The sequence below is a fragment of the Micromonospora sp. NPDC051296 genome (genome assembly GCF_040682255.1).
Classification (GTDB): Bacteria; Actinomycetota; Actinomycetes; order Mycobacteriales; family Micromonosporaceae; genus Micromonospora; species Micromonospora craterilacus.
In genome coordinates, this window is sequence record NZ_JBFBAO010000064.1 from 1 (window position 1) to 20,227 (window position 20,227).

Below are 20,227 nucleotides of genomic sequence, written 5' to 3' on the forward strand. Positions count from 1 at the left end.
CGGGGCGGAGACCTGGCCACGCCGCTGGCCGGGCTGCGCCGCACCGCGACCGCCGTGCTGGAGGAGAAGGAGCTGGCGGCGCGGAAGAAGAAGATCGACGCCGAGATCAAGCGGCTCGAGCGCTCGCTGCCGGTGACCACGGTCAAGACGACCAACTGCCCCACCATCAACGGCGTGGTCAGCGACGCCGCCCGGACCGCCATCAGGACGGCCTGCGCTCAGGTCGGCAAGCCGTACGTCTGGGGTGCCACCGGGCCGAACTCGTTCGACTGCTCCGGGCTGACCCAGTACGCCTACAAGGCCGCCGGGATCTACCTGACCCACTTCACCGGCGCCCAGTGGAACGAGGGCAAGGCCATCTCCCGGGCCGACGCCCGGCCGGGTGACCTGGTCTTTTTCTTCAGCGACCTGCACCACGTCGGGATCTATCTGGGCAACAACCAGATGGTGCATGCAGCCCGGGCCGGTAAGCCGGTCAACGTCTCGCCGATCACCACCATGCCGCTCGCCGGGTTCCGCCGCCCAGGCTGACCGGCGGGCTGATCGCGCACACAGGAACGTCCGAAAGCCCCCGGTCAAGTTGCCGGGGGCTTTCTTCGTTGTCGGATGTCAGCACCGAGAGTGATGGGACGGATGTGTTGCGTATTGACGCCGGTCGTCCCTACGCTGGGCAATCGTCGGCCCGCTGGCAGGTCCGCCCACCCGGGCGGTAACGGTCCGACACCGCCGAGTCGCATCCGAGCGAGCCGGGGACCCAGGCACCCGGGGTGAATCCGCGATGGTCGCGGTAGGGCGCCCCCTTCCCGCCCGAACCCGTCAGCTAACCCGGTAGGCGGTTAGGGAAGAAGGAGTACGGAGCCCGGTGGCACACCATGCCCCGCGGCCACCGTCGCAGCGGCCGGCAGCGCCCGGCCCGACGACGGCTGGGCCGCGGGCCGTCGCCGTGCACGAGGGTGTGCCGGGAACCAATCGCGCGAAACGCGGCGGGCGGCAGCCAGGCGGGATGGACGTCGGTCGGGTCGGGGGTGGTCACGCGTGCTCCCGGCGATACCGTCGCATTGCGCAGATCGTAATGATCTCCTCGAATGCGTCAAGGTACTTCCGGAAGCGGGGACGCAGGTAGGTGGAGAAGCGTGATGTCACACCGACATATTTATGTCTGTGTGAAATCACCGCTTCCGGCGACATATCGGTGCGGCCGTCGTCAACCGCCGGGGCGGCCGTCCGCAAGTCCGGCCGGATCGGGGTCCAGCAGGTGGGCGAGTTCGGTCGGGGTGCGTGGCCGGGTGCCGGCCAGACCGGGGGTGCGGTCCAGCAGCCGGTGCACCACCGGCGCCCAGGCGGGCGTCAGCCGGGCCCCGGTGAGCAGTTCACCGCCGGCCAGCTCGGCGCCGGTCACCCCCTGCCGGACCCGGCCGCGCGCCACCAGCACGCGTTCGTCGGCCCAGCGGTAGGCCAGGTCGACGTCGTGCGTCGCCAGCAGCAGCGTGGTGCCGCCGCGATGCAGGGCGTCGAGGGTACGCAGCAGCGCCTCCACCCCGAGCGGGTCGAGCCCGGCCGTCGGCTCGTCGAGGATCAGTACCCGTGGACGCAACGCCACCGCCCCGGCGATGGCCACCCGCTTGCGTTGCCCGTACGAGAGCAGGTGGGTGGGTCGGTCGGCGAGGTCGCTGATCTCCAACGCGGCGAGGGCCTCGGCGCAGCGGTGACGTACCTGCTCGTCGGTCAGGCCGAGGTTGACCGGTCCGAAGGAGACGTCCTGGCAGACGGTCGCGGCGAACAACTGGTCGTCAGGGTCCTGGAGGACGAGTTGGACCTGCTGGCGTACGGCGAGCAGGCCGGCCCGGTTCCGGCGCAGCGGCACCCCGCCGACCAGCACCGTGCCGCTCTCGGCGGCCAGCGCGCCGACCATCAGCCGGAACAGGGTGGTCTTGCCGCCGCCGTTGGGCCCCAGCACGGCCATCCGCCGCCCGGCCGGCACCACGAGGTCGACCCCGGTGAGGACGGGCCGGTCCGGCTCGTAGCCGAAGCCGACCGCCCGCAGTTCCAGCAGCGGTGTGCTCACCCGCTCACCACCAGCAGTCGGGTGGCCAGCACCAGCCCGGCCAGCAGCAGCACGGTGGTGGCGAGGAACGCCGCCGACGGCCGCCGGACCTCGGTACGTACCGCGAGCGAGCCGGTGTAGCCGCGCAGGGCCAGCCCCTCCTCCAGCCGGCGGGCCAGCGAGAAGGCCCGGAGGAACACCGCGCCGGCCTGCCCGGCCAGGGATCGGTAGGTGCTGGCCCAGGTGCGGTAGCCGAGCCGAGCCGCCTGCGCCTGCCGCACCGCGTGCACGCTGTCCAGCAGCAGGAACAGCATCCGGTAGATCAACGCGGCGACCTCGGTGACCGCGGTGGGCACGCCGACGCGGTGCAGCCGGGGCAGCACGTCGGCCAGGGGCGTGGTGGCGGCGAACAGCAGCAGGCAGAGCAGCGCGGCGGTGGCCCGGCCGGCGGTGGCCCCGGCCGTGGCGATCCCGTCCGGCGCCCACCGGACGCTGGTCGGGCCGGAGACCGCGACCAGCATCGGCACCGACCCGGTGAGGATGAACAGCAGCGGGGTGCGGGCCGCGCGGGCCAGCAGCCGGGGCGGCAGCGCCGCCGGCCCGAGCAGCGCCACCGCCGCGGTCACCCCGACCAGTACCGCTCCCGGCCAGGGCGGCAGGAGCAGCGCGCAGCCCAGCAGGCCCAGGGCGAGCAGGGCCTTCTCCGCCGGGTGGCGGCGCCGCCAGGGGCTGGCGTACGCCGCCGCGTCCAACGCGAGCACTAGTCGGCGGCCGGGTCCCCACCGGCGGTCCGCTCGTCGCGCAGCCGCTGCCGGGTCCGGGCGACCCCGAAGTAGTAGCCGAGGAAGCCGGCGCCGAGGGCGGCCTGGAGGGCGAACAGCGCCGACTCGATCTCACCCGACGGCGGCTCGTAGATCGAGGAGAACCACGGCTCGTAGTCGGGGTGGTCGGCGACGATGGCTTCCTCGGCGAGCGCGTCGGCGCCGGTGAACGGCTCCTCGCCACTGCCCAGCCCGAGCGCCAGCGGCGCCACGGCCAGCGCCACCACGGCGAGCAGCAGCAACAGGTTGATCCGGCCGAAGGACTTCATGCCGCCGCTCCCCCGGTCGTGGCCGGGCGGCGCAGCAGCCCGAGCCGGCGTAGTTCCTGCGGGCTCACCCGGGTCAGCAGCCGGACCACCAGGACGGTGAGCAGCCCCTCGCTGATCGCCAGCGGGATCTGGGTGAGCGCGAAGATGGAGCCGAACTTGGCCAGCGCCCCGACGAACCCGGAGTCCGGGTCGGGGAAGGCCAGCGCGAGCTGCGCGCTGGTCACGCAGTAGGTGGCCAGGTCGGCCAGGGCGGCGGCACAGAACACCGACACCCCGAGGCCGGCGCCGAGCCGGCGACCCAGCACGAAGACGCCGTACGCCACCCACGGGCCGACGATCGCCATCGAGAAGACGTTCGCGCCGAGGGTGCTGAGCCCGCCGTGGGCCAGCAGCAGCGCCTGGAACAGCAGCACGATCGTGCCGAGCACGCTCATCACGGGTGCCCGGAACAGGATCGCCCCCAGACCGACACCGGTGGGGTGGGAACAGGAGCCGGTCACCGATGGGATCTTCAGCGCCGACAGGACGAAGGTGAACGCCCCGGACGCGCCGAGCAGCAGCTTCGCGTCGGGGTTTCCGCGTACCTGGTGGACCAGGTTGCGGGTGCCGTGGATGACGAACGGTGTCGAGACCGCGAACCATGCCGCGGCCTGCACCGGTGGTAGGTAGCCCTCAGCGATGTGCATGAGTCGACCTCCCCTTCCAACACCTCGTGGACGAGATCACACGTCGGGGTCGGTCTCCTGGCTCCCGGATCGTCGCGTACTCCGGCCTTCCCAGGCCCGGTGGGGCCCAGTGGCATGCAAGTCGGAGCGTGCTCCCCGGTCACAGTGGCGAGGGCCGCGCCGGTCTCACACCGGCTTCCCGTTACCGCGACGGCGCGACGGTATCCGCTTCCCGCCTCCGGGCACAAGACGTGCGGTTTGTACCACCGTTTGATGCGCCGGTTTCCGGGTAGACGCGCAATCCGTGGCGAGAAGGGGGCCGGCGAGGTGGACGACAACCAGTTCATCGACTCTGTGGCGAACCGCACAGGGGCGTCAGCCGAGCAGGCGGCCGCGATCGCGCGGGCCACGCTGACCACCCTGGCCGAGCGGATCGACGGCGGCGAGGCGCGGGACCTCGCCGATCAGCTACCCGAAGGGCTACGGGCGTACGCCTTCGCCCCGCACGAGGACGCCGAGCGGTTCGGGCTCGACGTGTTCGTGCAAAGGGTCGGCGGCCGGGCGGACGTCGACCCGGAGCTGGCCCAGGCCGGCATCCGCGCGGTCTTCGACACCCTCCGCGAGACCGTGGCCGCCGGCGAGTACGACGACGTCATCGCGCACCTGCCGGCGGAGCTGTTCGACGGCCGCGGCGGCGACCAGTTCGACGGTGGCCGGTGGCGCGCCGACCCGGGCCCGGCACCCGCCGCAGCGGGCGGCCGGCCCGAGCGCCGGCCACGGGCGGTCCAGGCCGATCGATGCGCCGCAGGCGTCACATCCGCTCCGGCGCTCGGTTCCCGTAGGTACGGCGTGCCGGGCGACGGCGTACCGCAGCAGCGGGGTGACCGCCAGGACGGCCAGTGGTCGCGGCCGCCGTCGTCCGGCGGTTGTGGGGCGTTCCGGCGGCGCGTCGTCGGCCCGGTTCTCGTCGGCCACCGGTTCGGCGGCGCGTGGCCGGGTCATACCGGCAGTCCAGCATCGACGGTGACCACGGAGCGTAGTGTGCCCAGTCGGTTCGGGTAGTGGGCCGAACGTCCCGGCGAGGCCCACCCCGCGCCGGTCACCCCTCGGCCGAATTGCGCCGGACGCGGAGATGCAATTCCCATGGAATGCAATTGACGCCGAGTCCGGACCGATTTGGCGGGGGACGGATCGGGCGACATGCCATTTCCCGCCCCATCGCGACCACGCCACTGGAGGTCCACCCCGAGACCGGGTGCCCCACCCCGCCGACCGCGCCGGCCCGACACCCACCCGGGGTCGACAGTCGCCGGCAACACCCCGGTAACCATCCGACATCACCACCACTCATAACTCAGAGTGTTCACTTGAATTGCCTCTGTTGCATCGGCCGACGTCAGCCTATGCTCGCCCCTTGGATGTGACGCAACCCACGTCCGACGGACACGAACACCCGGGGCAGCGCATTTGCGATAGATCCACAAGTGTAAATGTAACAGCGCATTGGAGAGGCCCGGAGACAATCATCCGGCCGCGCTGCCGCATGCCCGTTGACGCCGGTGACGGCGGTCGCCGGGTCGGCACCGAGGAGGGCACGAGGGTGCGAGCACGGCAGCTGAGCCGCTGGACGGCCGGCCTGGTGGCGGTGGCCGCGGTCGGTACGACCACCGCCTGCGGCGGCGGGCAGGAGGCGGCCACCACGACAGCGCCAGATCGGGGCAAGCCCGCCGGCGCCCAGCGGAACACCGACGAGCGGGCGGCGGAAGAGGCGGCGCTCGCGGCCTACACCGGCTACCTCGCCGCGTCCCGCACGGCGAGCCGGCGCAGCGATCCGCAACACCCGGAGCTGACCCGATTCCTCGCCGACCCGCTGCTCACCCGGGTCCGAGTGAGCCTGCGGCAGGCCCGGGAGCACGGCGCAGTCAGCACCGGAACGCTTCGTTCCGAGCCCACCGTGATCTCGGTGAACCTGGATTCGAGCCCGCCCACCGTGGAGATCCAGGACTGCCTCGACGCCACCGGCTACCGGATGGTCTACGTCTCCGACGAGCGGGTGGTGCCCGGCACCCGCGGCTCCCGGCACCTGGCCACCGCCACCGCCACCCGCTATCCCGACGGTCGCTGGCTGATCAACGCCGGCACGGCCCACCGGGACCAGCCATGCTGACCGGCAACGCACCACGGACCGACCGCGACGCCGGCCGCACGGACGGCGGAGCCCGCCGCGCGGCTGGCAGGGCTGGGTTCGGCCTGGCCCCGTCCGCCCACCGCCGGCCGCACCGCCGAGACCGTCCGCCGGCCGCAACTGCCCGCCGGGTGCTGCTCGGCGCTGCCCTGGCCCTGCTGCTGGCGACCGGCCCGGCGGTGCCGGCGACCGCCGCCGACCCCGGTGCCGAATGCCCGCCCGCCCAACCCAACTGCAGCGTCTGGGACGACGACCCCGGCACGCCCGGGGGTGGCGGCAACGGCGGAAACAACGGGGGTGGCAACGGAAGTGGCGGAGGCGGGGGCGTCTGCCAGTGGAACGGGCGCACCATCGCCTGCTACGACGACGTGCTGGGCTGGTTCAACAGCAGCGACGGCTGCTACTACAAGCTCGCCGAGCCGCAGCCGGAAGCCCCCGAGGGCGAGCAGTGGTACCTGCGTACCTGCTACGGGGGCGAGATCGGCCTCCAGCAGACCGTGCTGCTGCCCGCGCCGCCACCGGGCTTCGGCGCCCCACCGGACCCGGACGAACTGGCCCGCCGGGCGCTGGCCTCGATCAGCCTGCTCGCACCCCGAGCCTCCGTCGCGCCACGAAAGGACATCGGCCCCGGACTGGTCGGCCTGCCGGTCTGGATGTGGGCCGAACGCGGCCCCAACCAGTTCGGCCCGCTGAGCGCCTCCGCCTCGGATCGCGGCCTGACGGTCACGATCACGGCCAAGGTCGACCGGGTCGTCTGGGACATGGGCAACCGCGCCACGGTCACCTGCGACGGCCCCGGCACCCGGTATGACGCCAAGGGGCGGCACGCCGGCAAGCCCTCCCCCGACTGCGGCTACGACCGCGGCTACCCCAAGGCCGACACGTACCGGGTCCAGGCGACCACGCACTGGAGCGTGGAGTGGCGCAGCAGCAGCGGCCAGACCGGGAACATCCCCGGCGTCACCCGCACCACCGGCACGGTCGAAATCCAGATCAACGAGCTTCAGGTGGTGACCCGATGAGCGTGGCGACCCGAAACGGAACCCCTCCGGTGGACGCGCCGGTCGCCCCACCACGGGTGGTCCGGCAACGTCGGGTACGCCCCGGGCTGCTCGGCCTGGCCGTGCTGTTGATCGCCCTCGGCGGGCTGGGCTCGGCGTTCGCGGTCACCTCGGTCCGGGCGACCGGCAGCTATCTGGCGGTGGCCCGGACGGTCGAGGTCGGCAGCGTGGTCAGCGCTGATGACCTGGTGTCGGTGCAGGTGGCCGGAGGGCAGGGGCTCGACCCGGTGCCGGCCGGCCAGCTCGCCGACGTGGTCGGCATGCGGGCCGCCGTCTCGCTCGCCCCGGGAACGCTGCTGACCATGGCCCAGCTCACCGACGATCCGCTGCTCGGCCCCGGGCAGCAGCAGTTCGCCCTCGGCCTGAAGGCGGCCCAGGTACCCGCCCCGAAGCTCCGTCCCGGCGACGAGGTACTGCTGGTCAGCACCCCGAGCAACGACAGCAACGGCACGTCCTCCGGAGCCACCCGGTTCACCGCGACCGTCACCGACGCCGTCAGCACCGACGGCCGGGACGAGGTGGTGGTCTACCTGGCCCTCGCCGTCCGCGACGTACCCGCAGTGGTGGCATTGGCCGCGCAGGATCGGATCGCGGTCGTGCTGACCCGGGCGGCCTGAGCATGGCGATCATCGCGCTGGTCTCGGCCAAGGGCTCGCCGGGGGTCACCACCACCGCGCTGGCCTGTGCGCTGAGCTGGCACCGGCGGGTGGTCCTCGCCGAGTGCGACCCGGCCGGCGGCTCGGTCCTCGCCGGCTACCTGGGCGGCGCGCTGGACGGGCCGCGCGGCATCGGCGAACTGGCCGTCGGCGAACTGCGCGACGGCAACCTGGAGACGGCGTTCTGGTCGCAACTGGTCGACCTGGACGCGCCGCGGCGCGAGCGGCTGCTGCTGCCCGGGGTCGTCGACCCGGCGCAGGCCGGCAGCGTGACCCCGCTCTGGCAGCGGTTCGCCGACTTCTTCACCGGGTTGGAACGCGGTGACCCGGCGTACGACGTGATCGTCGACTGTGGCCGGTTGCATGCGGTCGGCCCGCCGTGGCCGCTGCTGCGCGCCGCGTCGGTGGTGCTGGTGGTGAGCCGGGCGCAACTGCCCGACCTGTCCGGCACCCGGTCCATGCTCCAGGCCATCGAGCGGGACTTCGCCGAGCACCGGGTGCAGCCGGGCACGCTACGGCTGCTGCTGGTCGGCGGCGGGCACGGCAAGAGCGAGATCAGCAAGGCGCTGCGGCTGCCGGTGATCGCCCGGCTGCCGCACGATCCGCGTACCGCCGAGGTGTTGAGCCTGGGCGGCACCGTGCGGGCCGGACGGCCGCTGCTGCGCGCGGCCCGGGGGCTGGAGGTGCCGGTCGGCGCCCTGTTGGAACGGCGGCGGGCCCGGCTGGCGTGGCCGGTGTCCCAGGGGGTGCCCGATGCGATTTGAACCGGTCTCGTCGGACCCGCGCCGGCAACCGCCGGGAGCGACCTCAACCGCTCCGCCGCTGCCCGCGGCCAACGGCCACCATCCGGCGCCGATGCCGGTCGTGACGCTGCCGCCGGATCCGCCGCCCCGGCCGCGGGTGGACTTCCAGATGGTCCGCGAGCTGCGCCGGGAGCTGAGCGAGCGGCTCACCCGGTGGCAGCGCGGCCGGGAGTTCAGCGTCGACGAGGAGGACACCGAGCGGGCCCGGCTCGCGGTCCAACTGGTCGCCGAGTACGCCGACTCGGTGCGCCGCGCCGGCACCCCGATGGCCGCCGGCGAGGAGCGGCTGCTGCTCGACCAGGTCACCGCCGAGCTGGCCGGCCTCGGCCGGCTCCAGACGCTGCTGGTCGACGACACCATCGAGGAGGTGCACATCCTCGGCTGCGACCAGGTACGCATCACCCGGCACGGCGGCGGCGTGGACTGGGCCGAGCCGATCGCCGACAGCGACGACGAGCTGGTGGAGATCCTCCAGGCGGCGGCCCGCCGGGCCGGGGCCACCGAACGCTCGCTGTCCACCTCGAAGCCCACGCTCGACCTGCAACTGCCCGACGGCAGCCGGCTGGCCGCGGTGTTCCTGGTCAGCCACCGCCCGTACGCGGTGATCCGCAAGCACAACACCCTCGACGTGACCCTGGACGACCTGGCCGGCACCCGGGGCGACCTGGACGAGATGGTCGACCCGCTGCTGCGCGACTTCCTCCGCGCGTCGATGCGGGCCGGGCTGAACATCATGGTCGCCGGGCTGGCCGGCGCCGGGAAGACCACGGTGATCCGGGCGCTGATGAGCGAGATTCCGCCGGACGAGCCGTACGTGCTGCTGGAGGAGAGCCGCGAGCTGCTGCCGGCCCGCCGGAGCGAGCGGCACCGGGCGGTGATGAGCTTCGAGGCCAGGGAGGGGCACGGCGAGCGCGGGCCGGACGGCCGACCGGCCGGCGAGGTGAGCATCGCCGACCTGATCCCGGTCTCGCTGCGGATGGGCGTACTGCGGATCATCGTCGGCGAGGTGCGGTCCCGGGAGATCGTGCCGATGCTCCAGGCGATGACCACCAGCCGTGGATCCATGTGCACCATCCACGCCCGTACCCCGGGCGGGGTGAGCGAGCGGATCATCGAGCTGGCGCTGGCGCACGGCCGGGAGATGACGGTCGACCAGGCCCGCCGGATGGCCGGCAACGCGCTCGACCTCATCGTCTACGTCACCGTCGAGGACGAGACCGCGATCGGCGGGCGCAAGCACCGGTTCGTCTCGCACGTCGAGGAGGTGCTCGGCGTCAGCGAGGGCAGCCGGATCACCACCACGCAGGTGTTCGGCCCCGGGCCCGACGGCCGGGCGGTGCCCCGGCACCTGCCCGAGCGGGTCCGCGACCAACTGCTGCGGGTGGGCTACGACGCCCGACTGCTGAGCCGGTGGATCGAAGCCGGCCAGGGCGCCTGGCGCCGGCCCCGGCAGACCCGACTCGGTCGGCGGTGAGCCGTGCGCAACGACATCGAACTCATCGCGATGGTCTCCGGGGCGGCCTGCGTGGCCGGTCTGGTGCTGACGGTCGTCGCGCTCGTCGGCACCCGCCGACCGCCCGGGCCGGCACCGGGCGCGGGTCCGGGGCTCGGCCGGCTCTGGCGCGGCTCCGGCAGCACCGTCCGCGAGCAGCGGGCGCACCAGGCACTGCTGCTCGGCGCACTGGTCGCCGGCGCGCTGGCCTTCCTCCTGACCGGCCTGCCGGTGGTCGGCCTGCTGGTCGCAGTCGCGGTACCCGGCACCCCATGGCTCTTCTCGGTCGGCCGGGCCGAGCAGCGGGCCATCGCCCGGATCGAGGCGGTCGGCGAGTGGACCCGCCGGCTCAAGGACGTCTCCGCCACCGGGCAGGGGCTCCAGCAGGCGATCATCGGCACGGTCTCCACCGCTCCAGAGGAGATCCAGGAGGAGGTACGCCTGCTCGCCGCCCGGCTCCAGGCCGGCTGGCTGGCCCGTGCCGCCCTGCTGGCCTTCGCCGACGAGATCGGCGACCCGGTCTGTGACCAGGTCGTCGCGGCGCTCATCCTGCACCTCACCGACCGGGGCGAGCGGCTCGGCGACGTACTCGGCTCGATCGCCTCGGCGGCGGCGGCCGAGGTGGCCACCCGACGGGAGATCGAGGCCAAACGCACCCAGCCCCGGTTCGCGGTCCGCTTCCTCACCGGGATGACCCTGGCCACCATCGGGTACGGGCTGCTGAACCGCGAGTACGTCCAGCCGTACGACACGCCGTTCGGTCAGCTGGTGATGGCGATACTCGGCACCGCGTTCGTGGGCCTGCTGGCCTGGGTGCGCTCGATGAGCCAGCCGCCCCGGCCGGCCCGTTTCCTGCCCGCCCCCGATCCGCGGGAGGTGGTGGCGTGAACGTGTTGCTCACCCTCGCCGTCGGCGGCGGGGCCATGGTCGGGCTGGGCGTGTTCCTGGTGGTCCGCGAGCTGGTGCCGGCGACCCCGGCGCTCGGCCCCGCGTTGCGCCGGCTGCATCAGCCGCCCGGAGCCCGGGTCGGCCCCGCCGACCGTCGCCTGGAATGGCTCAGCGGCTTGGCCCGCTGGCTGCGCCCACCGCACCGGCAACTGGCCCTGCTCGACCGTACGCCCGAGCAGTACGCGCTGTCCCTGCTGCTGTCGGCCCTGATCGGGCTGGCCGGGCCGGTTCTGCTGAGTGTCACGCTGTTCACCGTCGGCGTCGCGCTGCCGCTGGCCGTACCGGTGCTGGGCAGTCTCGGCCTGGCACTGCTCTGCGCGCTGGTGGCGCATCGGGCGGTGCTGGCCCGCGCCGACGCGGCCCGGGACGAGTTCCGTCAGGCGGTCTGCACCTACCTGGATCTGGTCGCGTTGCAACTGTCCGCCGCGCACGGCCCGGTGCAGTCGCTGGAGCGGGCCGCCACGATCTGCGAGGGCTGGGTCTTCGACCGGATCTCCGAGGCGCTGCGGATGGCCCAGATGCAGATGCACTCGCCCTGGGACGAGTTGCGCGACCTGGCCGACCGGATCGGCATCCCGGAGCTGGGCGACGTCGGCGCGATCATGCGGTCCTCCGGCAGCGAGGGCGCGCAGGTGCACGAGACCCTACGCAGCCGCGCCGACTCACTGCGCGACCAGATCCGTACCGACAACCTGGCCCGGGCCGAGGGGGTGACCAGCCGGCTCGACATCCCCGGCGCGCTGCTGGTCTTCGTCCTGCTCGGCTTCGCGATCTACCCGTTCCTGGCCCGCCTCTGAATCCGACCCCCAACGAAGGAGCACCGATGTCCGTCCTCACCTACCTGCACGTCGCGCTACGGGCGCGGCTGGCCGAGCTACGCGGCGACCGCGGCGACAGCCCGGTACCCACCGCCGTGATCATCTTCGGCCTGGTGGCCGTGGCGATGGCGGTGACCGCCGCCGCCCTCGGCGCGGCCAACGACTGGATGACCAACATCCCGAAGCACGAAAACCCGAAGTGACCCATGCTCCGTTCCCTGTCCGCCGGCTGGTGCCGGGTGGCCAAGGCCACCTGGCATCCCCGACTGCCCGGCGACCGGGAGCGGGGCGGCAACCCGGTCGAGCTGGCCGTGGCGCTGCCGGCGATCCTGCTGATGGTCTTCGCCGCGATCCAGGTCGCCGCCGTGTTCGTCGCCCGCTCCACGGCGCTCAACGCCGCGCAGAGCGGGGTCAACGCCCAGCGGCTCCACCAGGCCCCCGACGGGGCCGGTGAGGCCCGGGCCGCCAAGTTCCTCGAGCTGGCGGGAGACTGGCTGGTCGACTGGGACGACCCGGGGCCGAGCTGCGTCGCCACGGCCACCGACGTGACGTGCACGGTGACCGGCCGGTCCCTGTCAGTGGTGCCGGGCATCAGCTTCTCCGTTCGGCAGACCGCACACGGGACGGCGGAACGATGGACCGCACCATGAGCCGGGGCTCGGTATCGATCGAGGTGGCCGTCCTGGCGCCCGCCTTCGTGGCGTTGATGGTGCTGGGCGGGGTCGCCGGGCGTACCGCGGTGGCCAGCGCGGCGCTGGAGGCCGCCGCGCACGACGCGGCCCGAGCGGCCTCGATCTCCCGGGACGCCACCACCGCCCGCCGGGAGGCCCGGGACGCGGCCCGCCGCCAGCTCGACTGGCGGGGAATCTCCTGCGTCGGCGCCCCGGCGGTGACCTTCCGCGGCTCGGTCGGCGGCCGGTCCACCACCTTCAACGCAGCGTTCCGCAGCCCCGTCGGGCAGGACGCCACGGTCACTGTGGAGATCGCCTGCACCGTGTCCTACCAGGACATCAGGCTGCCGGCCCTGAAGAGCATGCCGGCGGGAAACCGGATCACCGCGTCGTTCACCTCGCCGCTGGACCGCTACCGGAGCCGGGGATGACGGCCGGGCGGGGCGATGCCGGGCGGGTCAGCATCTTCCTCGCCGTCGCGATGATCGGCGTACTCGGCATCATCGGCATGGCGTTCGACGGTGCGGGTCAGCTCCGCACGCTCCAGCGCGCCGAAAACCTGGCCGCCGAGGCGGCCCGCGCGGGCGGCCAGGCCATCGACCTGGCGACCGCGATCGAGGGCGGACCGAAGCGGATCAACCAGTCGCAGGCCCGCCAGGCCGTCGCGGACTACCTCTCCGCGGCCGGGGTCAGCAGCCACACGGTGAACTTCCCGGTGGTCGACGGCGAAACCCTGATCCGGGTACGCGTCACCATCACGTACGGCCGGGCCATGCTCGGCCTCTTCGGCTTCTCCAACACCGTCACCGTCACCGGCGAGGCGACCGCGCGGGCGCTGACCGGGGTTCCCTAGGGAAGGAAGGTAGCCATGGCCGCATCGGGTGGTACCGCCGTACGGCGGATCGGTCGCATGTTGACCGGGTTCGGTGCGCTGGTCGTGCTGGTCGGCCTGTTGGTCGGGGGGCCGGTCGCGCTGCTGGCCTTCGCCGGTAACCCGCTGCCCGACCACGTACCCACGCTGTCGGCGGTCGGCACCGCGCTGACCAGCCGCGACGACGGGCAACTCTTCCTGCGGGCACTGGCGGTGGCCGGTTGGTTCGGCTGGGCCACGTTCGCCCTCTCCGTGCTCGTGGAACTTGGCGCACAAGCACTGCGCCAGCCCGCGCCACGGCTGCCCGGGATGGGCCGACAGCAGCGGGCGGCTGCGGCACTGGTCGGGTCGGTCGCGCTGATCCTCGCCGCCAGCCCGGCCGCCGCCGCGGCCACCACGGCGTACGCCACCCCGACGTACGCCGGGCCACCGGCGTCGACGGTGGCGCTCGCTCCGCCGAAGGCCACCGTGGCGCTCGCCCCATCGGCGGCAACTGCCACGACGGCGGGGCACACGGCCACAGTTCCTGCGGCGACGACGGGACACGCGGCGGGTCTCGCAGCGGCAGCGGGTCCGGTGACGACGGCGGGTGTGACCGCTGTTGGTCCGGCGACGGCGGTCGGGCCGGCGACGCGGGCGGACCGGGTTGGCGAACAGGTCGACAGGTCGGTCTACAAGGTGACCAAGGGGGACTACCTGGGCGGGATCGCCGACCGGTACCTCGACGACTTCGACGACTACCGCGAGCTGGCCGCGCTCAACGAGCTGCGCGACCCGGACCGGATCCGGCCCGGGCAGCTGATCAAGCTGCCCGCGGAGGCCCGTGACCAGGGAGCCCGACCACACGCCACCGGCCGCCTGGTCGCCCACGACACGGCACGACCCTCGCCGGGCCCAGCCGCACCCGGGCGGGCCGACGGCACGCCACCTTCACCGTCGAGGCCGGGCGGCACGGCTCCGCAGCCGGGCGGCACCGCACAGCCGGGCCAGCCGGGCGGAACGGCACAGCCCGGACAGCCGGGCGGAACGGCACAGCCGGGCGGAACGGCACAGCCGGGCCAGCCAGGCGGAACGGCACAGCCAGGTGGAACGGCACGGCCGGGACAGCCGGACGGAACGGCGGGGCCGGGACAGCCAGGTGGAACGGCACAGCCGGGACAGCCGGACGGAACGGCGGGGCCGGGACAGCCAGGTGGAACGGCGGGGCAGCCGGGTGCCGGCGTGACCGCGACGCCGAACGAGCCTGGGCGGCAGCCGGCTCCGCCACGCAGCGACTTGGCGGATGGCGACCCGCCTCTGGTGACGGTCGGTGCGGCCCGAGCCGGAGAACCCGACCGGGTGAACCGTCCGCTCGCCGTCTCCGCTGTGCTGGCCGTGGCCAGCATCGTCGGTGCACAGATCGGCGCGGTGCTGGGCATGCGTCGTAGGCCTGCTGGGCCGCATCACACGGTTCTGCCGGCCACCGGCGATCGTGCGGTACCCGGTGGGCGCGGTCCGGCCAACCCGGTACCCGAACTGCCGGTGGGCCGCCACCGCAAGGACTGATCCGTCGCGGTGACCGGTAGTCCCTTGATCGTCTGCATTCGAGTGACATCCATATCGGCGTGTCGTGTCACTGAAATGCAGACGCAAGGGTGCCCCAGGTGCGAGTGACACAGTCAGGGGAGGCGGGTTTCCAGGCGGCCGTTGACGATGCGGGTGGGCAGGATCTGCTGGTCGTTGGAGGAGGGGCCGTGCACCACCTCGCCGCCGTTGAGGCGGAAGGTGCTGCCGTGCCACGGGCACACCACGCACGCGTGCCCGTCGATCTCGGTCACTTCGCCCTCGCCGAGCGGGCCGCTCTGGTGCGGGCAGCGCTCCAGCATCACGGTGACCTCGTCGCCGTGCCGGTAGAGGACCAGCGACACCTCGTCCACCTTGCGGGTGACCAGCTCCCGCTGCGGCAGGCTGGCCATCTCGGCGATCGAATGCCAGCCGTCGCTGATCAGGTGCAGGTCGGAGACGCTCACGTTCACCTGGGCCCCCTGCTTGTAGGCCAGGTGCCCGCCGAGGTACGCCCCAGCGCTGACCGCGCCGAGCCCGAGCCAACCCAGCGTACGGCCGAGGCCGTGCCGGCCGGTCAGCCGCGCGGCCACCGAGCCGCCGTACAGCGCCAACCCGACGGTGTTCGACGCGGCGTGCACCAGCCCGACCCGGCGCTGGTCACGGGCGAGGGCCGCCCAGTCGTTCAGCCCGGCGACCGCTGCCGGCACCGCGCTCACGGTGCCGATCGCGGTGAGCGTGGTGGCTGCCCGCCGCTGGCCGGGCATCAGGTCCAGCACCGCCGCGCTCATCCAGGCGCCGACCGGCACCTGCACCATCGCCGGGTGCATCGGATGCCCCAGCCAGACCCCGTGCAGCGCGTCCCGGACCCGCTGCGGTCTCAGCACGCCCTGCACCACACGCTGCAACCGGTCACCGATCCGGTCCAGGCCGGAGGCTTGCTCGATCTTCGTCAACAACGCTCGCACCCGACCCGACTTCCCGCCGTACCCGGTCATAAACCGGTCGCCCCGGGCAAATCGTCACCAGCGGCGCCCGAACCTCCTCATGATCGCGCTCGATCCAGGATCGGCCACCCGTCATGCTGGTGCGATGGCGGTACGGGTTGAGCATGACGGGCCGGTGACCACGGTGATCCTGGACCGGCCGGAGGCACGGAACGCGGTCGACGGCCCGACCGCACGGGCCCTGGCCGACGCGTTCCGCTCGTTCGACGCCGACCCCGAGGCCGCGGTGGCGGTGCTCTGGGGAGCCGGGGGCACGTTCTGCGCGGGCGCCGACCTGAAGGCGATCGGTACGCCCCGCGGCAACCGGGTCGAGCCCGACGGCGACGGCCCGATGGGCCCGACCCGGATGATCCTCAGCAAGCCGGTGATCGCGGCGATCTCCGGGTACGCGGTGGCCGGCGGGCTGGAACTGGCGCTCTGGTGCGACCTGCGGGTCGCCGAGTCCGACGCGGTGCTCGGGGTGTTCTGCCGACGGTGGGGGGTGCCGCTGATCGACGGTGGGACAATCCGGCTGCCCCGGCTGATCGGCGAGAGTCGGGCGATGGACCTGATCCTCACCGGCCGTCCGGTGCCGGCCGAGGAGGCGTACGCGATGGGGTTGGTCAACCGGCTGGTCCCAGCGGGTGAGGCCCGGACGGCGGCCGAGCAACTGGCCGCCGAGATCGCCCGACACCCGCAGACCTGCCTACGCAACGACCGCGCCTCGATCCTGGCCACCGCCGCCCAACCCGAGCCCGAGGCCCTGGCCACCGAACTCACCTACGGCATGGCCTCCCTCACCGCCGACGCCCTCGACGGTGCCGCCCGCTTCACCGCCGGCGCCGGCCGCCACGGCCACCCCACCCCCTAACCACCCCACCCCACCCCGCCCCTCCCTCCCCGCCCGCCCCCGCCTCGTCGATCATGCAGTTGTGGTGGGCGCTTCATCATGTTTCGCAACTTTCGCGGGGCACCACAACTGCATGATCGGCTCGGTGGACGTGAGGGAGGGAGGGCCGCCGGGAGGGAGGGGGCTGCTCCCGGCGGCCGGGGGTGGGTTAGTTGCGGATGATGGTGAAGGTTGAGGTGGTGTTGCGGATGTCCTGCCAGTTGTTGGTCAGGCGTAGGTTGTTGAAGGTCGCCGAGCCGACGGCGGGGCCCTGGCCGGCCTCGGGCATTTCGTTGACCCAGATTCCGAAGCCCGACTTGGCGTCGAAGGCGTCACCGCTGCGCTGCGCGCCACTGATCGACACGTTGGTGAAGACCGTGTCGGTGACCGGGTTCTCCGGCTGGCTGCCGGTGTATTTGGTCTGGAACATGATGCCCGAGTAGGTCGGGTCCACGATGTCCACGTCGGTGACGCGGATGCCGCGGAACTCCTTCGACGCGGAGAACACCCAGATCGCCGGGAAGGTCTGCGCGCCCCAGAAATGGCCGCCGGCTCGGATCAGCGAGATGTTCTCGAACCGGGTCGGCGGGCTGGACCCGAACCCGATGAACGGGTAGCCGAAGTCCAGCGAGCTGATGGTGATGCCGGAGTACGTCAGCATGTCCGCGATGTAGAGGTTGCGGAACACGTTGTCGTAGCCGCCGTACACCGCGACCCCGGCTGCCCGCCAGGTCAGCGTGGCGGTCAGGTTCTCGAACACGTTGCCGTGGTTGCCGGTGGACGCACCCTGGTCGGTCGCGGAGAACAGCGCGAACGCGTCATCGCCGTTGGAGCGGCCCTCCGAGTTGCTGATCAGGTTGTTGGTGCTGCCGTTGGTCATGTTCACCGCGTCGGCGAAGGTGTTCCGGAACCGGCTGTTGGTGATCTTCAGCCCGTCGACGCTCACCCCCCAGTACGCGCACACGGTGTGCTCGACCCAGACGTTGTCCAGGGTCAGGTTGTCGACGTCCTTCAGCTCACCCCAGACCTTGCCCGGCCCGTCCTGCCGAACGGTGTAGTTGCCGAAGAAGGCGAGGTGTTCGAAGGACGATCCGCTGGCGCTGGGCTCCACCCGGAAGCCGGCGTCGGTGTTCTGCTGCGACGACGGCGTGGAGAACCGGGTGAACCACATGCCGGCACCGACCACCTTCACCGCCTTGCCGTACACCTGGAACTTCTGCGCGGTCTCGTACGTGCCGGCGGGCAGGTAGACGCCGACCAGGTTGCCGGTGGTGTCCATCCGGACCGCGTCCAACGCGCTCTGCACGTCGGCGTGGCTGAACCCGTTGGGCACCCGGTAGCGGGCCGGATCCGGGTTCGCCCGAGGCGCCACCAGCTCCAGGTTGACGAAGTCGATGGCGTACGTGGTGGTGTTGGCCGGGTCCTTCTGCATCCGGATCCGGCTGCCGGCCGGGATGGTCGAGTTGAGCAGTACGTTCGCCTCGTCGTAGAGGTGCCGGGGCGGCCCGGCGCTCGGCGAGTCGCTCGGGCTGGCCTCGGCGCCGTACAGCCAGATGTGCTTCGAGGTGAGGCTGATCGGCTTGTGCAGCACACCGTTGACGTAGATGTTCAGCGTCGAGTTGATCCCGCCGCCGTTCGGGGCGTCCGGGATGGAGAAACGGGTGACCAGAGCGTTGGCGTCCGCCTTGGTGGTCCACTCGACGTACGCGCCGGTGCTGTTCAGGGTCACCGCCCGGCGACCGGACGCCTCGCCGGCCAGGTCGCCGATGGTCCGGTTCGGCCCGATCACCTGCGCCCCGCCGCCGACCGAGCCCTCCTCGGCCTCGTACATGTCGTACGGCAGGTTGGCGCCGCGACCCACGAACAACGGCCGCTCGCTGGTGTTGTTGGCCCGCTTCACCGGCAACTCGTTGGCGTCGTCGGCGACCACCACCCGGACGGTGTACCGGCCGTTGGCCGCTGTCCAGGTGCCCAGGTTGACCGGGCCGGCCGTCGCGCCGACACCGATGGTGCCGGTGTACGAGCCGGTGAGCGTACGCACCACCGTGCCGGAGTCGTTGAGCACGGTCAGCGTGATGCCGTGCGCGCCACCCGCCGAGGCGATCGTGCCCTGGTTGCGCAGGGTCACCGCGAAGCTGACCGTGGCACCGGCGGCCGGCGTGCCGGGTGACCAGGTGACCGCCGAGGCGACCAGGTCCGAGCTGGCCACCGGGCTGACCGTCAGCCGGGTCGGGCTGGTGTAGCTGTTGTTCGACTCGTTCTGCTCGATGACCGTGTTCGCCGGGTCGACCGTGGCACTGAGCTGGTAACTGCCGGCGTCCCGGGCACCGATGGTGGTCGACACGGTGGCCGACGCACCGGCCGCGAGAGCACCGACGGCGGCCTGGCCCACCTTCGTCCCGTCCAGGGCGAAGTCGACCGTGGTCGCGCCGGAGGCCAACGTGCCCGCGTTGCGGACGGTGGCGGTGAGCGTGAGCTGGTCGGTCTCCACCGGGGCGGCCGGGGCGAAGGTCACGTTGGTGACGGTGAGGTCCGGATTCGGCGCCGGGGTGCCGATCACCTGGAACTCGGCGACCTGACCGTTGGACGCCCCGGTGTTGGCGGTGAACTGGAGCCGGACGTCGGCGGCCGTCGCCGACACCGGGATGGTCACCGTGTTGCTGCTGGTCGGGCTGAACGAGTAGTTCGCGGAGCCGACCAGGGTGCTGAAGCCGGAGGCGGACTGCTCCCGCCCGAGCACCGAGAAGGTCTGCGTACGCGGACCCCAGGCCGGGTCCGGGTTCAGCTTCACCACGATCGCGGTGACGCTCGCGTTCGCGCCGAGCGCGACGGTCAACGTGCTCGGGTACGCCCCCGGCGCGCCCTCCCAGTAGGTGGTGACGTCGTCGTCGACCGCGTTCGCCGCGGCGAAGATGTGCACCATCGAGGAGGCGGTCGCCGGCTTACCCGCAGCGAGGTTGGTCCCGCCGGGGGTGCTGCCCACCCGGGTCACCGTGTTGCTGTTCGCGGAGGCGTTGCCGGCCGCGTCCTTCGCCCGCACGTAGTACGACACCGTCGCACTCGCCGGCTGGGTGTCGGTGTACGTCAACGTCGTACCCGACACACTGGCCCGCAACGAACCATTGGCGTACACGTCGTAACCGGTCACCCCGACGTTGTCCGTCGACGCCGACCAGGTCAACCGGATCTGCCCACTCCCCGGCTCGGTGAAGGCCAGGTTCGTCGGCGCGGTCGGCGCCTGGGTGTCACCGGAGCTGCCGGTACGGGTGACCGTGTTGCTGTTCGCGGAGACGTTGCCGGCCGCGTCCTTCGCCCGCACGTAGTACGACACCGTCGCACTCGCCGGCTGGGTGTCGGTGTACGTCAACGTCGTACCCGACACACTGGCCCGCAACGAACCATTGGCGTACACGTCGTAACCGGTCACCCCGACGTTGTCCGTCGACGCCGACCAGGTCAACCGGATCTGCCCACTCCCCGGCTCGGTGAAGGCCAGGTTCGTCGGG

20 protein-coding genes, 2 pseudogenes and 2 riboswitches are annotated in these 20,227 nt (G+C 72.5%); of the genes and pseudogenes, 15 read left to right on the forward strand and 7 right to left on the reverse strand.

Features of this window, described 5'->3' with window-relative positions; all coding sequences use genetic code 11:
* Positions 1-531, forward strand: a 531-nt coding sequence (locus tag AB0M52_RS10055) for a C40 family peptidase (RefSeq protein WP_363951382.1), incomplete at its 5' end; no start/stop codon positions are given.
* Positions 532-714: 183 nt separating this feature from the next.
* Positions 715-850: riboswitch (cyclic di-AMP (ydaO/yuaA leader) on the forward strand.
* A gap of 354 nt (positions 851-1,204) precedes the next feature.
* On the opposite strand, the gene AB0M52_RS10060 is transcribed toward AB0M52_RS10055, so the two are convergent.
* From AB0M52_RS10060 to AB0M52_RS10075, 4 genes are read right to left on the reverse strand one after another with little or no spacing between them, the layout of a single operon-like run.
* Positions 1,205-2,065: an ATP-binding cassette domain-containing protein gene (locus tag AB0M52_RS10060; protein WP_363951384.1), complete on the reverse strand. Its 861-nt coding sequence runs from the start codon at positions 2,063-2,065 to the stop codon at positions 1,205-1,207.
* Positions 2,062-2,805: a cobalt ECF transporter T component CbiQ gene (gene cbiQ, locus AB0M52_RS10065; RefSeq protein WP_363951386.1), complete on the reverse strand. Its 744-nt coding sequence runs from the start codon at positions 2,803-2,805 to the stop codon at positions 2,062-2,064. Before cbiQ ends, AB0M52_RS10060 begins: the two co-directional genes overlap by 4 nt.
* Entirely contained in the window at positions 2,805-3,134 is a 330-nt protein-coding gene (locus AB0M52_RS10070) for an energy-coupling factor ABC transporter substrate-binding protein (RefSeq protein WP_363951389.1), read from the reverse strand. Before AB0M52_RS10070 ends, cbiQ begins: the two co-directional genes overlap by 1 nt.
* Complete coding sequence (locus AB0M52_RS10075) at positions 3,131-3,820, reverse strand: energy-coupling factor ABC transporter permease (protein WP_363951392.1); 690 nt, start codon at positions 3,818-3,820, stop codon at positions 3,131-3,133. Before AB0M52_RS10075 ends, AB0M52_RS10070 begins: the two co-directional genes overlap by 4 nt.
* 29 nt (positions 3,821-3,849) lie before the next feature.
* Positions 3,850-4,024: riboswitch (cobalamin riboswitch) on the reverse strand.
* 48 nt (positions 4,025-4,072) lie between these two features.
* Between AB0M52_RS10075 and AB0M52_RS10080 the strand changes: the two are divergent.
* Positions 4,073-4,465 (forward strand): annotated as a pseudogene (locus AB0M52_RS10080) (DUF2267 domain-containing protein); the annotation flags it as partial.
* A gap of 18 nt (positions 4,466-4,483) precedes the next feature.
* Here the strand turns inward: AB0M52_RS10080 and AB0M52_RS10085 are convergent.
* Positions 4,484-4,801, reverse strand: a pseudogene (locus AB0M52_RS10085) (prepilin peptidase); the annotation flags it as partial.
* A gap of 598 nt (positions 4,802-5,399) precedes the next feature.
* Between AB0M52_RS10085 and AB0M52_RS10090 the strand changes: the two are divergent.
* The 12 genes from AB0M52_RS10090 to AB0M52_RS10145 are packed head-to-tail and all read left to right on the forward strand — an operon-like array spanning position 5,400 to position 14,849.
* The gene (locus tag AB0M52_RS10090) at positions 5,400-5,966 is read left to right on the forward strand and encodes a hypothetical protein (protein WP_363951395.1); all 567 of its coding nucleotides are present in this window, start codon (positions 5,400-5,402) and stop codon (positions 5,964-5,966) included.
* Positions 5,960-7,006 carry a hypothetical protein gene (locus tag AB0M52_RS10095; RefSeq protein ID WP_363951398.1) on the forward strand — a complete coding sequence of 349 codons (1,047 nt, stop codon included), beginning with the start codon at positions 5,960-5,962 and terminating at the stop codon, positions 7,004-7,006. Before AB0M52_RS10090 ends, AB0M52_RS10095 begins: the two co-directional genes overlap by 7 nt.
* Positions 7,003-7,662 carry an SAF domain-containing protein gene (locus AB0M52_RS10100; protein ID WP_363951400.1) on the forward strand — a complete coding sequence of 220 codons (660 nt, stop codon included), beginning with the start codon at positions 7,003-7,005 and terminating at the stop codon, positions 7,660-7,662. Before AB0M52_RS10095 ends, AB0M52_RS10100 begins: the two co-directional genes overlap by 4 nt.
* A gap of 2 nt (positions 7,663-7,664) precedes the next feature.
* The gene (locus AB0M52_RS10105) at positions 7,665-8,465 is read left to right on the forward strand and encodes a ParA family protein (RefSeq protein WP_111218057.1); all 801 of its coding nucleotides are present in this window, start codon (positions 7,665-7,667) and stop codon (positions 8,463-8,465) included.
* Entirely contained in the window at positions 8,455-9,978 is a 1,524-nt protein-coding gene (locus AB0M52_RS10110; RefSeq protein ID WP_363951402.1) for a CpaF/VirB11 family protein, read from the forward strand. Before AB0M52_RS10105 ends, AB0M52_RS10110 begins: the two co-directional genes overlap by 11 nt.
* A gap of 30 nt (positions 9,979-10,008) precedes the next feature.
* On the forward strand, positions 10,009-10,884 hold the full coding sequence (locus tag AB0M52_RS10115; protein WP_363951429.1) for a type II secretion system F family protein: 876 nt from the start codon (positions 10,009-10,011) through the stop codon (positions 10,882-10,884).
* Between the two features lie 35 nt (positions 10,885-10,919).
* A complete protein-coding gene (locus AB0M52_RS10120) occupies positions 10,920-11,741 on the forward strand; it encodes a type II secretion system F family protein (protein ID WP_363951431.1) in 822 nt (273 codons plus the stop codon).
* 26 nt (positions 11,742-11,767) lie between these two features.
* The gene (locus AB0M52_RS10125; RefSeq protein WP_111218061.1) at positions 11,768-11,965 is read left to right on the forward strand and encodes a hypothetical protein; all 198 of its coding nucleotides are present in this window, start codon (positions 11,768-11,770) and stop codon (positions 11,963-11,965) included.
* A 3-nt stretch (positions 11,966-11,968) separates the two neighbouring features.
* On the forward strand, positions 11,969-12,412 hold the full coding sequence (locus AB0M52_RS10130) for a TadE family protein (protein WP_363951404.1): 444 nt from the start codon (positions 11,969-11,971) through the stop codon (positions 12,410-12,412).
* Positions 12,397-12,864 carry a TadE/TadG family type IV pilus assembly protein gene (locus AB0M52_RS10135; protein WP_363951407.1) on the forward strand — a complete coding sequence of 156 codons (468 nt, stop codon included), beginning with the start codon at positions 12,397-12,399 and terminating at the stop codon, positions 12,862-12,864. Before AB0M52_RS10130 ends, AB0M52_RS10135 begins: the two co-directional genes overlap by 16 nt.
* Complete coding sequence (locus tag AB0M52_RS10140; RefSeq protein WP_363951410.1) at positions 12,861-13,286, forward strand: pilus assembly protein TadG-related protein; 426 nt, start codon at positions 12,861-12,863, stop codon at positions 13,284-13,286. The genes AB0M52_RS10135 and AB0M52_RS10140 overlap by 4 nt, the downstream gene beginning before the upstream one ends.
* Positions 13,287-13,301: 15 nt before the next feature.
* Positions 13,302-14,849: a LysM peptidoglycan-binding domain-containing protein gene (locus tag AB0M52_RS10145; RefSeq protein WP_363951413.1), complete on the forward strand. Its 1,548-nt coding sequence runs from the start codon at positions 13,302-13,304 to the stop codon at positions 14,847-14,849.
* A 113-nt stretch (positions 14,850-14,962) separates the two neighbouring features.
* Here AB0M52_RS10145 and AB0M52_RS10150 read toward each other — a convergent pair whose 3' ends face one another.
* A complete protein-coding gene (locus AB0M52_RS10150; protein ID WP_363951416.1) occupies positions 14,963-15,814 on the reverse strand; it encodes a Rieske 2Fe-2S domain-containing protein in 852 nt (283 codons plus the stop codon).
* A 124-nt stretch (positions 15,815-15,938) separates the two neighbouring features.
* Between AB0M52_RS10150 and AB0M52_RS10155 the strand changes: the two genes are divergently transcribed.
* Entirely contained in the window at positions 15,939-16,703 is a 765-nt protein-coding gene (locus AB0M52_RS10155; RefSeq protein ID WP_363951418.1) for a crotonase/enoyl-CoA hydratase family protein, read from the forward strand.
* 187 nt (positions 16,704-16,890) lie between these two features.
* On the opposite strand, the gene AB0M52_RS10160 is transcribed toward AB0M52_RS10155, so the two are convergent.
* Complete coding sequence (locus tag AB0M52_RS10160) at positions 16,891-20,217, reverse strand: CARDB domain-containing protein (protein WP_363951434.1); 3,327 nt, start codon at positions 20,215-20,217, stop codon at positions 16,891-16,893.
* Between the last annotated feature and the right edge of the window lie 10 nt (positions 20,218-20,227).